The organism is Sphingobacterium yanglingense (genome assembly GCF_004363245.1).
In the GTDB taxonomy this organism is placed as follows: domain Bacteria; phylum Bacteroidota; class Bacteroidia; order Sphingobacteriales; family Sphingobacteriaceae; genus Sphingobacterium; species Sphingobacterium yanglingense.
The window spans coordinates 19,256-33,175 of record NZ_SNYV01000001.1 but is presented as its reverse complement, the minus strand read 5'-3'; the positions used below and the strand labels follow the sequence as shown (position 1 = coordinate 33,175).

Sequence of the window (13,920 nt, the reverse complement as noted above, 5' to 3'; positions counted from 1 at the left end):
CTTTCAATAAAAAAATGTATTTTTGATAGCAAATTGTTTAATATAAATACAGAAAATATATGAACTACGACATCATCGTGATTGGAAGTGGCCCAGGTGGTTACGTTGCAGCCATACGTGCAGCTCAGCTAGGCTTTAAGACTGCCGTTGTAGAGCGTGAAGCTTTGGGTGGCATCTGCTTAAACTGGGGATGTATACCGACCAAAGCTTTATTGAAAAGTGCACAAGTTTTCGAATACCTAAACCATGCTGAAGAGTATGGTATTAAAGTACAAGGTGGAGAAGCGGACTTTGGTGCAGTTGTAAAAAGAAGTCGCGGTGTTGCTGACGGTATGAGCAAGGGTATACAATTCTTGATGAAAAAAAACAAGATTGATGTTATATTGGGTACTGCCAAAATCAAAAAAGGTGGTAAAATCGATGTAAAAGCAGCAGATGGAAGTACCAAAGAATACACTGCAAAACACACGATCCTAGCGACAGGTGCACGTTCAAGAGAGTTGCCAAACCTACCGCAAGATGGCAAAAAAATCATTGGATACCGTCAGGCAATGAACCTACCGACACAACCTAAATCGCTTGTAGTTGTTGGTTCTGGAGCTATCGGTGTTGAGTTTGCTTATTTCTATAATGCAATGGGTACTAAAGTAACTATCGTAGAATTCATGGACAGAATCGTCCCTGTTGAAGACGAAGAAGTATCTAAACAACTAGAAAAATCACTGAAGAAAGCAGGAATCGATATATTAACAAAATCTGAAGTACAGTCTGTTGATACAAGCGGAGCCCTTTCTAAGGTAAGTATCAAAACGGCTAAAGGTACAGAGGTAATCGAAGCAGAAGTCGTGCTTTCGGCAGTAGGTATCACACCTAACATTGAAAACCTAGGTCTAGAAGAAGTTGGCGTAAAAGTCGACAAAGGCCGTGTATTGGTCGATGACTACTACAAAACAAATATAGATGGTGTATATGCGATCGGTGATATCGTAAAAGGACAAGCTCTAGCACACGTAGCTTCTGCAGAAGGTATAACCTGTGTGGAGAAAATCAAAGGTCTACACGTAGAGCCAATCGATTACAATAACATCCCAGGATGTACATACTGTTCACCTGAAATCGCATCTGTCGGATATACAGAGAAAGCAGCTCGTGAAGCAGGATATGAAGTAAAAGTCGGTAAATTCCCTTTCTCAGCTTCAGGTAAAGCTTCAGCGGCCGGTGCCAAAGACGGTTTTGTAAAACTAATCTTTGATGCCAAATATGGTGAGTTTTTAGGAGCACATATGATCGGTGCTAACGTTACTGAAATGATCGCAGAGATTGTTGTCGCTCGTAAGTTAGAGACTACAGGTCATGAAATGATAAAATCAGTACACCCGCACCCTACAATGAGTGAAGCCATTATGGAAGCGGCAGCTGATGCGTACGATGAAGTGATCCACTTGTAGTACGTATTCTTAAAATAAAAAAGGCAGATTATAAATAATCTGCCTTTTTTTATTTTAAGACCAACTTAGAAGGGAATACAACCTCCTGAGGTTCTATTTTATCACTGCTGTCGAGAATTTCAAAAAGTATCTCCGCCGCTTTCCTTCCCTGCTCATCGGGATATTGTTCTATGCTCGCCAAAGGCGGGTTCTCCATATATTTCCAAAGCGGGTAATTAGCAAAGCTAATAAAATGCATATCCTGTCCCACACTGATTCCTTTGCCACGGGCATACTTGATGACATCCAGTGTCACGAAATCATTGAAAGAGACGATGGCAGAAGGTCTCTCCGGCAACACACACAGTTGCTCCATCGCTGCCTGATTCCCTCCTTCCGTAAGATCGGTATGCACAACATACTTTTCATTAAATTCGTAGTTATTTTTGATCAGCGCCTTCTCGAAAGAAGCTGTCCGCTCAGCCGCAGCCAACAAAGTCTCCGGACCATTGATCAATGCAATATTTTTGTGGCCACGAGAGATAAAAGCTTCAATCGCTTCTTCCATACCAGAGGCAAGGTCACAGTATACGCGATGTACATCGCTAGATTCGGGAACACAGTCAAAGAAAACAACGGGAATCTGCGAACTAGCCAACATATCGACAAAACCCAAATCAGTCGTATTTTTTCCCAAAGACATCAAAATACCGTCGACACGATGTTTCTTGAAGGTCGTGATAATTTGAGTTTCTCTTTTGGCATCATCTAATGACTGTCCCAATAGCACAGTATATTTTCTATCCTCAGCGATTCCCTCGATAGCACTGATGGCTGACGAGAAAAAAGGTTCGGACAATGTGGGTAAAATAACACCTATTGTAAACGTCTTACGTTGTTTAAAAAAGATAGCCGTCTGATTGGGCTCATAATTTAGCTCTTCGGCCATTTTTTTTACCCGCATAGTCGTGACCAAGCCAATACTGGGATGATCATTCAATGCTCTGGACACCGTAGATGGCGATATCTTCAACTTTCTCGCTATTTCTTTAATAGTAGTCGGTTTGTTCGATTTCATCATGACACAATTCTATTTTTTAATAAACCTCCTCATATCCAAAGATAGGCTTATTCTTTTAACCGCAAAGTACCATTGTTAAACTTAAACATTCGCCCCCGAGTATTACTATGTTGCTGAATACGCTCATCCATCGCTTTATTTTTACGCAAAAAACCACCTGATCGGGTGCTGGGCATCACGAAGCTTCCGCTATGCATGTGGGTTATCGCAGCACGTAACATCGTCTCTCTCGGGTCTCCGAAATCGAATAATTCGTTGTACTCCCATACATGGGTAGTAGGCACCATACCGTTAAAATAATCCCCCTCGCCCAGTTTATTATACGTCTTGAACGATGCTGGGTATAGGCTTACATTCTTGTGGGGATTTTTCGGATAGTTAACAATAGGCAATTCCCAAAAACCTACCGGTTTGCCATAGGTATTTTCCTTCACAATCTTTTCCGATGCATCTACCGCATTCGTTCCGATCATAATCACCTCCATATGAGGCTTCATCACATTCATCAAAAGTTCACTGGCCGAAGCTGTAGACTTGGATACCAAAAAGTATATACGCTTTAATTCTATACTCCCTCTCTTATTAAAATACACAGGTCCAAATTCGCCTCCGGGACGTGTCCAGCCTTCCCGCTGAAAATAGCCATTCATCGTAGAAGTATACATCAGTTCTTGGTTCCGCGCTGATGGCACAAACCAGTCTGCCAGGTATTCGGCAGTAATAACTGCACCACCTCCATTATAACGTAAATCGACTACCATCTCATCAATACCTTGAAGTCCCTTTAAAACTTCTTCAAACACATAGTACATAGCAGTCTTCACCCATACTCCATTATCCGGCTTTTCGATCGCTGCGAAAGAATTGAAAGCAAGGTATCCAATCCGCTTTCCACTACTAGAAATAATACGCGCATCCAAAATAGGGTTACTTACAAATGAACTATTGGTAATAGTCACAGAGAGAAGTGTACCCTCTGGCTTCTGGATCACAACCTGCAAACTTGCAGCGTTCAAATAGGTATTTAATGTACGAAAGCCCGTTGGCTGTTGACTATCCCAATCAATCTTGGTATCGTTATTAATACTAACAATCCGGTCTCCCCTTCTAAGCCCAGCCTGCCAAGCAGACGAATTACGTTCGACCATCCGTATATACAGATCCGCATTCGGATCGCTCTCCTCGGTCATCAGATAAAAAACCTCAATCCCAAACCTCGTCGGAATTGCATCCTGCACCTCATCACTGATAAGCCCCTCTCTATCCAGATAACTATAGCGGTCGATAGGCTGTCCCGTTTGGTCATTTTTAGGAGTCAGACTCAACATCCAATCCAATACATGCTCTCCTCGTTTGAAATACTGTGTATAATTATTCCGAATCAGATCAGGCTTATTCAAGTCTTTCAAATCCTTAGGTGGCATATAATCCTGCCACAACGAGAACAACTTAGTATAGTAAAATACACTATCTTTTATAACATTTTCCTCCAAATCTGAATTATAGACTTCTACTTTTTGAGGCGGCTGTATTTGGGTATCTTCTTCAATACTGGGCGCGCTCTTCTTACATCCGAACGTTATACTTATTCCGGCAAGAAGCACCATATAGGACAGGAGGTTTTTCATATAGGCAGCAGTTTATTTAGTTATCGACTAATTCATTAATAATTAAAATCTGATCTTTTGGTAAATGGTACTCTTCTGCAATATAATCAATTGGGTTGAAAGATTTAAACTCCAGCTCATCAATAAAATATACTTTTAAACTTTCCTTTACTTTATCCGCCTCTCCCCAATCTATAAACCGGAGCTTATTAAGCTGTTCGACAGGATTTCCTTTAGTAAGTACTGCTATTTGCTTTTCTCCTTCCACCAATCGCAATAAAAGTTTGGCAACGGGTTCTAACACCAACAACCGTAGCGGAATCTGCGCATTTGCGATCAATCGATTAAAATTATCTTCGTACTTACTATCTATTCCATACATAGTCTGTGTAGCCGGGAAAACCGCAGCCTCACCATGATGGTCATAGACTTTCTTCATGAACTCGGCCATCTCACTGGCTTTGACAGTACCTTCTGTAAATTCATAAAAGCTGCCAAACAAATAGTATACCTGCAACAGATACTCGCGCTTGGAAAAAAGAACATCGTCCAATTCAAACAGATAGAGCGATTTATCTAGCGACAATTCATCTAACTTCATTTGGCAACAGTTAAGATAAATGAATCGCCTGAATCGGAAATTAGCCCTAAACCTTTGAAAGCAGCGGCGTTTGACGCTGTCCCCAAAACATCATAACCATTCACCACAAGACTCAAAGGCAACTCTGCTCCCGGATTTTCTAAAATGTTTAAATCTGGCAGCTCGGCCATGGACGGGCATAACACTTGTATACCATACTCTTCAAACAAGAGAAGCGAAGCACTCAGCGTTTGCACTTCATCAAGCCCCAGGGGTAAAATATAGCTACATTCTAAATCTAACGCCATCTTTAGCATCTCATGCGCATAAGTCGGATTGACTCCCTTAGGGATTTTATGATATCGATTTCCAAATAGAGCTGGCACCTCGTCGGAAGTAGCCAATACCAGTTCAAATTTTTCGGATAATTGTCGCGCTACACGCATCGAAAAAGAACGTGTGGCACAAGTCAGTAAAAGTTTTTTCATGTATTTTTCTAGCCGTAAATAAGTCCGTCGCGCATGTGAATCGTCCGGTCTGAAATATTTGCCAGCTCTTCGTTGTGTGTAACAATAATAAACGTTTGATTCATCGAATCCCGTAAATTAAAAAATAGTTGATGTAATGATGCTGCATTCTCAGAGTCTAAATTTCCCGAGGGCTCGTCTGCTAGCACCAAAGAAGGATTGTTAATCAATGCCCGTGCTACCGAAACACGCTGTTGCTCGCCACCCGACAACTGGCCTGGCTTGTGATGTGCACGCTCGGTAACCCCCAAGATATCTAATAGTTCCATCCCTCTTGCTTCGGCCTTTTGTTTGGAAGTACCGTTAATAAAAGCTGGAATACAAATATTTTCTAAAGCGGTAAATTCCGGCAACAGATGATGAAACTGGAATACAAACCCGATGTGCTTATTTCTAAAAGCACTCATCTCGTTGGCAGAAAGGGCATGTATGGCCGTATCATTGATAAAGAGCTCTCCTTTATCCGCCTTATCCAATGTTCCAATGATATGCAAAAAAGTACTCTTACCAGCACCTGAGGCACCGACAATAGAAACAATCTCGCCACGCTGCACCTCAATATCAACACCTTTGAGGATAGGCAATGAACCAAAAGACTTATGAATGTCTGTCGCTTTAAGAATCATATGGCGAATTTACTAAAAAGAATGAAAATCTATGGCCTCCTAACAGTTACCTATCAATCTCATATTAATTAAGGATTCAAAATAAAGCCTTGCCTCTTCCGAATAAAAACCCTATTTTTACGTCAAATTTTTTTATCAATGAACATTCACGAATATCAAGGAAAAGAAATACTTAAGAGTTTTGGTGTAAGAGTCCAAGAAGGAATCGTTGCTGAAACGCCTGAGCAAGCAGTTGAAGCTGCTAAGAGAATGAAAGAAGAATTCAACTCGGATTGGGTTGTGATTAAAGCACAAATCCATGCAGGTGGCCGTGGTAAAGGTGGTGGTGTAAAGTTGGCTAAAAACCATGATGAGGTATTGCAACGTGCAACAGACATCATCGGTATGCAACTTGTTACTCCGCAGACTGGTCCTGAAGGTAAAAAAGTTAACAAAGTGCTAGTTGCACAGGACGTTTACTACCCTGGTGATAGCGAAACCAAAGAGTTCTACATGTCTGTATTGTTAGACCGTGGTACAGGCCGCAACATCATCATGTACTCTACAGAGGGTGGTATGGATATCGAAGAAGTAGCTGAGAAAACTCCGCACTTAATCTTCAAAGAAGAAATCGATCCTAAAGTTGGCTTACAAGGATTCCAAGCGCGTAAAATCGCCTTCAACCTAGGTTTGACAGGTGCTGCACATAAAGACATGGTTAAGTTCGTTGCTGCTTTATACAAAGCTTACGATTCTATCGATGCTTCTATGTTTGAGATCAACCCTGTATTGAAAACATCTGATGATAAAATATTGGCTGTTGATGCTAAAGTAAATTTAGATGAAAACGCTTTATACCGTCATGCTGACATCGCTGCAATGCGTGATATCACAGAAGAAGATCCAACAGAAGTTGAAGCTGGAGAATCTAACTTAAACTATGTTAAATTAGATGGTAACGTAGGCTGTATGGTTAACGGTGCTGGTCTAGCAATGGCTACAATGGATATCATTAAGTTAGCTGGTGGTGAGCCTGCAAACTTCTTGGACGTAGGTGGTACAGCAAATGCAGAAACAGTAAAAGCTGGTTTTAACATCATTTTGAAAGATCCTAACGTAAAAGCTATCTTGATTAATATCTTTGGTGGTATCGTACGTTGTGATCGCGTAGCACAAGGTGTAATTGATGCATACAACGAAATCGGTAACATTCCAGTGCCAATTATCGTACGTCTTCAAGGTACAAATGCTGCAGAAGCGAAAAAATTGATCGACGAATCTGGGTTACAAGTTTACTCAGCAATCTTATTGAAAGAAGCTGCTGAATTGGTAACAAAAGTATTAGGAGAGAAATAGACTTTCAACAATAATATAGAAAAAGGGGGTAAAATAAATTTTACCCCCTTTTTTGTGTTATAGCCATTTTTAACATATGTAAAAATTTATTACTACTATAATGTCGATTTTTGTAAACGACAAAACACTACAGATTAAAAGCAACTATGAACGCTATTCTTTCAAAAAAAACAATAATCCGACTAGTTATCATTTGGCTCGTCGTCCTAATATTTAGTCTTTTTGGACATACTTTTAATCAGGGATTAAGCCCAACGAGTGGAACAGTACTATTTATAGTATTACTAAGCACTATCATATACTCTTCATTTGGAGTCGTCAAAGAAGCCGATGAATTGGCCCATAAACTGGGCGAACCCTATGGTACGTTAATATTAACGCTGTCTATCGTCTCCATAGAAGTTATCCTGATTTCGGCAGTAATGTTGGGCCCTGGAGAATCTGCTGAAATTGCCAAAGATTCTATTTTTTCGGTAATGATGATTATTATGAATCTCGTTGTTGGGATATGTCTATTATTCGGTGGGTTGAAGTATGGCGAACAAGAGTACAATGCGCAAGGTACCATGACCTATCTATCCATGATCATCATGCTGTCTGGGATATCAATGTTATTACCAAACTTTATCCAAGGTGCTGGAAATGGTATTTTCTCAAATGTACAGGCAATCGGCATATCCAGTCTTATCATCGTTCTGTATACGTTCTTTCTTGTCTACCAGATGAAAGGCTATAGACACCTTTATCTACAACCGTGGCAGGGACAGATGGAAATCCGTTATAACGACCGGAACTTAAGCGCTAATGAGGAAGAAAGTAATGGCGGGAATGTGGACAAGAGGGAGATCATAATACGCAGTATTTTGCTCATCACGATAATACTACCTATTGTATTATTGTCCCATCATATGGCCAGTGTGGTAGATTATGGAATCAAAACAACCAATCTTCCTCCACTCTTGGGCGGTATTCTAATTGCGATTATCGTATTTACTCCGGAGTCGATGACAGCGGTAAAAGCAGCTCTGAACAATGAGTTTCAACGGGCGATCAATCTTTGTCACGGGGCTTTTGTCTCGACAGTAGGGCTTACGATTCCCTCTGTACTTATCATCGGTTTAATAACAGGTAAGACTGTTGCATTAGGACTCACCGCAACAGAGACGATTTTATTCGTGATAACACTCCTATTGAGTCTGATGAGTTTCTTAGGCAAACGCACTTCCCCTATTCTGGGTGTGATGCATATTGTCCTATTTGTGCTATTTATTCTTTTGGTATTTAACCCTTAATGATAGATTATCCAATAGGCATCCGGGCCAACGGTCCGATGTCTTGCCCTACAAAATCCTTCTTGAGGTATTTATGATAACCAGCGATGGCAATCATCGCTGCGTTATCTGTACAGTATTCAAATTTGGGGATGAACACGTTCCATTTATAACGCTCGCCCATTGCCAATAGCGCAGTCCGTAATCCCGAATTGGCAGATACGCCACCAGCAATGGCAATATCCTTAACTCCAGTCTGCTTCGCTGCTTTCTTGAGCTTATTCAGTAAAATAGATACTATACGCTCTTGTACTGATGCACACACATCATCTCTATAATCTTCCAAAAAAGTTGGATTTTCAACTACTTTACGCTGCACCAAATATAGGATAGCTGTCTTAAGTCCAGAAAAACTAAAATCCAGCCCTGGTATCTGAGGCTCTGGGAGACTAAATGCTTTTGGATCGCCCAATTGAGCATACTTGTCAATCAATGGTCCTCCAGGATAAGGCAAGTTTAGTATCTTGGCAGTCTTGTCAAAAGCTTCACCTGCGGCATCGTCCAACGTCTGACCGATCAACTCCATGTCAAAATAATCCTTGACCAATACTATCTGTGTATGTCCTCCCGAAACAGTCAAACACAAAAATGGAAAAGATGGTCTTGGATTGTCAATAAAATGAGCTAAGATATGCGCTTGCATGTGGTTAACTTCAATTAATGGGATCTTACGCGCAAGGGCAAAGGACTTCGCAAAAGAAGTACCGACCAATAAGGAACCCAATAACCCCGGTCCTCTCGTAAAAGCCACCGCATCTATGTCATTTTTCGTAACTTCGGCCTGTATTATTGCTTGGTCTACGGTCGGTATTATATTTTGCTGGTGTACCCTCGATGCTAATTCTGGAACTACACCGCCATATTTCGCATGAATTGCTTGACTCGCAATAATATTTGACTTAATTTCACCGTCTATACAGATGGAGGCTGAAGTTTCATCACAAGAAGATTCTATTCCGAGGATAATTGCCATTTGAGGAAGTAATTTTAAAATACAAAAGTATCAAAAAAATACTAAAAATAACGCTAATAACTCTAGCTAGTATCCTTTTGCTAGTTGTTCTTGCTGTTTTATCTCTTCAATTTCAGTCTGTACAGACCTATGTCTCAAAGAAGGTCGCCACCTACCTATCAAACGAACTGAACAGCGACATTACGATAGACTATGTATACTTTAAACCATTTTCTTCAATCACAATAAAAGGGTTCAATATTAAAGACAGCTACGGTGTACCTCTAATCGCTGTAGACGAGCTATCGGCTAATATATCCCTAACGCAAGTCTTCAACAATAAGATAGTCGTAGAAGAACTGAACCTGAAAGAAGGATTCATTAATATCGAACTGTACAAAGACAGTTCAAATTTCTCTTCCATAGTAAATTATTTTAGCCCGAAAAAAGGCACGAAACCACAGAAAAAGAAACAGATTGATTTTCAACTGGACAAAGCAACATTTGTCAACAACCATTTTAAACTGCGCAACCATAATTTTAAAGGACATAATAAAGGGATAGATTTTGCCAATCTAGATATTACTGACTTTTCAGCTGTTTTTGATAAAATCAAAATTGACTCGGTGATTGCCGCCAATATTTCAGGATTTACACTCCGTGAAAGATCCGGGTTGTTCATCCAACAACTGGATGCCTCAGCTACCTATGGCTCAAAAAAGATGGAGTTTAAAAACCTGTTCTTGAAAACTAACCGTTCCCTTGTACAGGATTACGTCTGTTTTGAATATGACAAAATAAGTGATTTCTCACAATTCATAACGGATGTAAAAATAACTGGCAATCTTAAAAATGCCTCCGTCGATTCAAAGGACATCGAGTACTTTGCCCCGACCATGCGTTACGTGGTTTTTAAAACTAATGTGCATCGTGCTTCCCTAAAAGGTACGGTCGCTAATATCGATGCCCGAAACGTACACCTATCGACAGGAAAAAATACCGAACTAAAAGGTAATCTCTCGATAAAAGGTCTACCTGATATCGATAAAACATTATTCAAAGTGGAGTTGGCGAAACTGCAGACATCTCCCAAAGATGTCGAATTGCTCGTGTCTCAACTCGCAAATAAGAAAGAGTTTACTCTCCCGGAACAAATACAGCAATTTCAAAAGACAACATTCGAAGGTCGGTTTGATGGATTTTACAATGACTTTTGGGTTGATGGTAATTTTAACACTGCAGTTGGAGATGTTACCATGAAAAGTAATATCGACCTAAAAAAGGAACTCAAATATAAAGGACAGCTCTCCTCAAAACAACTGGATGTCGGCGCTTTACTCGCTATTAATACGATAGGCAACACGGGATTAGAACTCGATTTTGAGGGACAGGGTTTAAGTATGGAAGAGCTGCTGTTACAGTTTTCGGGTAAGCTAAGCAACAGTAAGTTATTAGATTATTCCTACAATCAAATTTCAGTCAATGCCACGCTCAAAGATAAAACACTGGAAATAAATGGGGAGGTAGCGGACGACAACCTGACGATAGACTATCAGTCTACTCTTGACTGGAAACAGGAATCTCCGAGCTACCTCCTAGACGCAGAAATCCATCATGCTAATCTAAATAAGCTGGGTTTTATAAATAAGGACAGTGTCGAAATACATGCTGCGCATATCAATACAAATCTGATTGGGAATTCTTTAAATACGCTTACAGGGCACCTGGATGCAGCAGCAATCCAGTTATCCACTACAAAAGGTAATTTCAATATCAAGTCCCTCCAATTTAAGGCTGACGGAACTGAAAGCAACCGGTCATTAAGGCTCAATTCGGATATATTGGATGCAAAGATGGAAGGAATTATTGATTTAAACACGATAATCCCCTATTTCAAGTCCTTGGCTATGCGCTATGCCCCAGCCATAGGAATAGACATACATCCCTATAATCCACAAGACTTCAATCTGGATGTCCATGTAAAATCGTTTACACCTATAGCCGCACTATTAGACCCTTCGCTCAGTCTGGATGACGGAGCACATCTAAGTGCAATATTCTCTTCAGAACAGTACACTGCTCAGTTTGTCGCCTTCAGCCCATTGGTGCTTTACAAAGGCATCAAGCTAACCAATCTATCTATTCAGGAAAATGCAGACAACAAAGCCTTTTCACTCGATGTCCAAGCTGACCGGATGAGCCTAGGCGACAGCACATATATCAACAATATTGCCATCCGTAATGTACTAGCTAATGACAGCCTACTATTTAATGTACGCATGTCTGAAAAAAATGCGATAAACTACCTAGACCTAAACGGGAATATTCATTTTGCACATAATGCACCTGCTTATATTAAGTTTAAACCCTCCTCTATTATCATCAATAAGGAATCTTGGCAACTCAACGATGATGCAGCGATGCGGGTTTCTAAAGGTAAATTTTATATTGCCAACCTAATCCTAAGCCAAGCACAACAGCGCATCAAACTAGATGGTATTTTATCCAACGAAAACGATAAAATAAATGTTCAATTTGATAAATTCAGTTTGACTTCCCTTCAAGGTATAACGAGCCCCCTAGGTATTGAACTCAGTGGTTTTCTGAGCGGAGAAGTCGAAATAACTTCGCTCTTCAAAACACCCTTCGCTTCGAGCAACATCACCACGACGCCGATCATATATAATGGCTTACCTATTGGCCAATTAAATCTGAAAGCAGATTTTGATCCTAATATTGGGACCGCGAATGTTGATTTAGCACTTATGGACGAGCGGAACAGGGGGGTAAATCTTCAGGGAACCTATAACTTCTACAATGATAATGAACCTTTGAATCTCTCGGGAAAACTCAATGAAACTGATTTAATGTTATTTCAGCCCTTTCTTAAAAACCTGGTTTCTGACCTACAAGGTAAAGCTACGGCAGACATCAATATAAAGGGGACATTTAAAAATCCCAAAATAACAGGGGTAGGCCGTTTTAGTAATTCTCAATTTGTTGTCAATTATCTCAAGACACGTTACTATGTGGACAATCAAATGGCAATGGTAGAAAACAATGCTATCATGTTGCAGAATCTGCAAATCCGGGACAGCAAAAACCAAGTCGCTACGGCAAATGGTATTATTAACCTCTCTAAGTTAGCTTCTCCCTACATTGATGTAGATGTCAATGGGACTAACTTTATGATCTTAAATACGACCTATAAGGACAACAATCAGTACTACGGAACTGCTCATGCCACAGGAGCATTCCGCTTTAAGGGCTACACCTCTGCTATTGACATTGATATCAATGCAAAATCGGAAAAAGGAACCGTACTCACGATTCCATTCAACAGCGCTATGACAGTATCGGATAGCGATTTTATCTACTTCATCAGCAAAGACTCCACAGAAAACGAAAAGCAACAGCGAAGATCGTTGTTCAAAGGGATAACGATGAATATGAACCTAAGCCTAACGGCAGATGCGGAGATTAATCTACAAACGAATCCTGGATCGCTAAAAGGAAATGGACTAGGGGAAATTGCTATGAAAATAACGTCCCTAGGAGATTTCGAAATGTTCGGTGATTATACCGTCAATACAGGAAAGTTTCACTTTACAGCTCAAGACTTTATTAATAAATACTTTGATATTAAAGAAGGGGGAACTATACGTTGGACAGGCAACCCGAGTGAAGCGAACATAAACTTAACTGCAATATATCAGCAACGGACTGCAGTCGGACCACTCTACAATGCTGCTGGAAGAACCGGGGATGACGAGCGGGTACTTGCACAGGCAGATATGTTGATAAAAGGCACTCTGGAACAACCAGATATTACTTTTGACCTTAATTTCCCACAAAATCCCTATATAAAAGATCAGCTTCAGAGCTATTTAAGTGATATCAACAATGTCAACCAACAGGCTTTAAGTCTAATCGTAAGACGTAGTTTTACGCCCAACTCGACCAGTGAAATCGGAAAGGAGGTGAATAGTACTTTACTATCCGCAGGAACTGAGATTGCGTTCAACCAGCTGAACAATATCATTTCACAATCACTTAATGTCAATTTCTTTGACTTAAACATCCGCTCTTTCAATGATGCATCCGCTTCAGTCCGACTACTGAACGACCGCCTTATTCTAACTGGAGGGATTACAGACCGAACAAACTATCAAGCCAATGACCTGACATTCTTTAGAGAAGGAATAACTACAGACGCCGAACTTACCTATAGGCTACGGAAGGATGGCAATCTTATCTTGAGAGCCTATAATAGACCGTACACCAGAAACTTCCTAATACGGATGAACGAAGGAGAGTATATCAGTGCCTTTGGCGTGGTCTACCGCCAAGAGTTTGATACCTTCCAGGAATTCTGGAAAAAGATGTGGACCTGGGGGTATCGGAAGGAACAAAAACCGAAAGAGGAAACAAAAAAGACAAGTAAGTAGCCTAGC

10 protein-coding genes are annotated in these 13,920 nt (G+C 40.5%); 4 read left to right on the top strand and 6 right to left on the bottom strand.

Going from position 1 to position 13,920, the window contains the following annotated elements; genetic code table 11:
• Positions 1-59: 59 nt before the first annotated feature.
• Positions 60-1,448, top strand: a complete 1,389-nt coding sequence (gene lpdA, locus CLV99_RS00125; RefSeq protein WP_133582457.1) for a dihydrolipoyl dehydrogenase — start codon at positions 60-62, stop codon at positions 1,446-1,448.
• Positions 1,449-1,497: 49 nt separating this feature from the next.
• On the opposite strand, the gene CLV99_RS00120 is transcribed toward lpdA, so the two are convergent.
• Genes CLV99_RS00120 through CLV99_RS00100 form a run of 5 tightly spaced genes read right to left on the bottom strand, consistent with a single transcriptional unit; the run spans position 1,498 to position 5,845 of the window.
• Positions 1,498-2,508, bottom strand: a complete 1,011-nt coding sequence (locus CLV99_RS00120) for a LacI family DNA-binding transcriptional regulator (RefSeq protein ID WP_246032662.1) — start codon at positions 2,506-2,508, stop codon at positions 1,498-1,500.
• Positions 2,509-2,555: 47 nt separating this feature from the next.
• Complete coding sequence (locus CLV99_RS00115; protein ID WP_133582456.1) at positions 2,556-4,136, bottom strand: S41 family peptidase; 1,581 nt, start codon at positions 4,134-4,136, stop codon at positions 2,556-2,558.
• Positions 4,137-4,152: 16 nt separating this feature from the next.
• A complete protein-coding gene (locus CLV99_RS00110) occupies positions 4,153-4,716 on the bottom strand; it encodes an HAD family hydrolase (protein ID WP_133582455.1) in 564 nt (187 codons plus the stop codon).
• On the bottom strand, positions 4,713-5,141 hold the full coding sequence (locus CLV99_RS00105; RefSeq protein ID WP_133582454.1) for a hypothetical protein: 429 nt from the start codon (positions 5,139-5,141) through the stop codon (positions 4,713-4,715). Before CLV99_RS00105 ends, CLV99_RS00110 begins: the two co-directional genes overlap by 4 nt.
• A 50-nt stretch (positions 5,142-5,191) precedes the next feature.
• Positions 5,192-5,845, bottom strand: coding sequence for an ABC transporter ATP-binding protein (locus tag CLV99_RS00100; protein ID WP_211348373.1), 654 nt, complete (start codon positions 5,843-5,845; stop codon positions 5,192-5,194).
• A 141-nt stretch (positions 5,846-5,986) separates the two neighbouring features.
• Here CLV99_RS00100 and sucC point away from each other — a divergent pair, with 141 nt between their 5' ends.
• Together sucC and CLV99_RS00090 are read left to right on the top strand one after the other, a co-directional pair.
• Positions 5,987-7,183 carry an ADP-forming succinate--CoA ligase subunit beta gene (gene sucC / locus CLV99_RS00095; RefSeq protein WP_133582452.1) on the top strand — a complete coding sequence of 399 codons (1,197 nt, stop codon included), beginning with the start codon at positions 5,987-5,989 and terminating at the stop codon, positions 7,181-7,183.
• Between the two features lie 146 nt (positions 7,184-7,329).
• On the top strand, positions 7,330-8,475 hold the full coding sequence (locus CLV99_RS00090) for a calcium:proton antiporter (RefSeq protein ID WP_133582451.1): 1,146 nt from the start codon (positions 7,330-7,332) through the stop codon (positions 8,473-8,475).
• Positions 8,476-8,482: 7 nt separating this feature from the next.
• On the opposite strand, the gene tsaD is transcribed toward CLV99_RS00090, so the two are convergent.
• Positions 8,483-9,487 (bottom strand): tRNA (adenosine(37)-N6)-threonylcarbamoyltransferase complex transferase subunit TsaD, encoded by a 1,005-nt coding sequence (gene tsaD / locus CLV99_RS00085; RefSeq protein WP_133582450.1) that lies wholly within the window; start codon positions 9,485-9,487, stop codon positions 8,483-8,485.
• 77 nt (positions 9,488-9,564) lie between these two features.
• On the opposite strand from tsaD, the gene CLV99_RS00080 reads away from it, so the two are divergent.
• Positions 9,565-13,914 (top strand): translocation/assembly module TamB domain-containing protein, encoded by a 4,350-nt coding sequence (locus CLV99_RS00080; RefSeq protein ID WP_133582449.1) that lies wholly within the window; start codon positions 9,565-9,567, stop codon positions 13,912-13,914.
• The last annotated feature ends 6 nt before the right edge of the window (positions 13,915-13,920 follow it).

Coding starts and splice junctions, on each gene's coding strand:
- lpdA (WP_133582457.1), top strand. CDS start 60: ATGAACTACGACATCATCGTGATTGGAAGTGGCCCAGGTGGTTACGTT.
- CLV99_RS00120 (WP_246032662.1), bottom strand. CDS start 2,508: ATGATGAAATCGAACAAACCGACTACTATTAAAGAAATAGCGAGAAAG.
- CLV99_RS00115 (WP_133582456.1), bottom strand. CDS start 4,136: ATGAAAAACCTCCTGTCCTATATGGTGCTTCTTGCCGGAATAAGTATA.
- CLV99_RS00110 (WP_133582455.1), bottom strand. CDS start 4,716: ATGAAGTTAGATGAATTGTCGCTAGATAAATCGCTCTATCTGTTTGAA.
- CLV99_RS00105 (WP_133582454.1), bottom strand. CDS start 5,141: ATGCGTGTAGCGCGACAATTATCCGAAAAATTTGAACTGGTATTGGCT.
- sucC (WP_133582452.1), top strand. CDS start 5,987: ATGAACATTCACGAATATCAAGGAAAAGAAATACTTAAGAGTTTTGGT.
- CLV99_RS00090 (WP_133582451.1), top strand. CDS start 7,330: ATGAACGCTATTCTTTCAAAAAAAACAATAATCCGACTAGTTATCATT.
- tsaD (WP_133582450.1), bottom strand. CDS start 9,487: ATGGCAATTATCCTCGGAATAGAATCTTCTTGTGATGAAACTTCAGCC.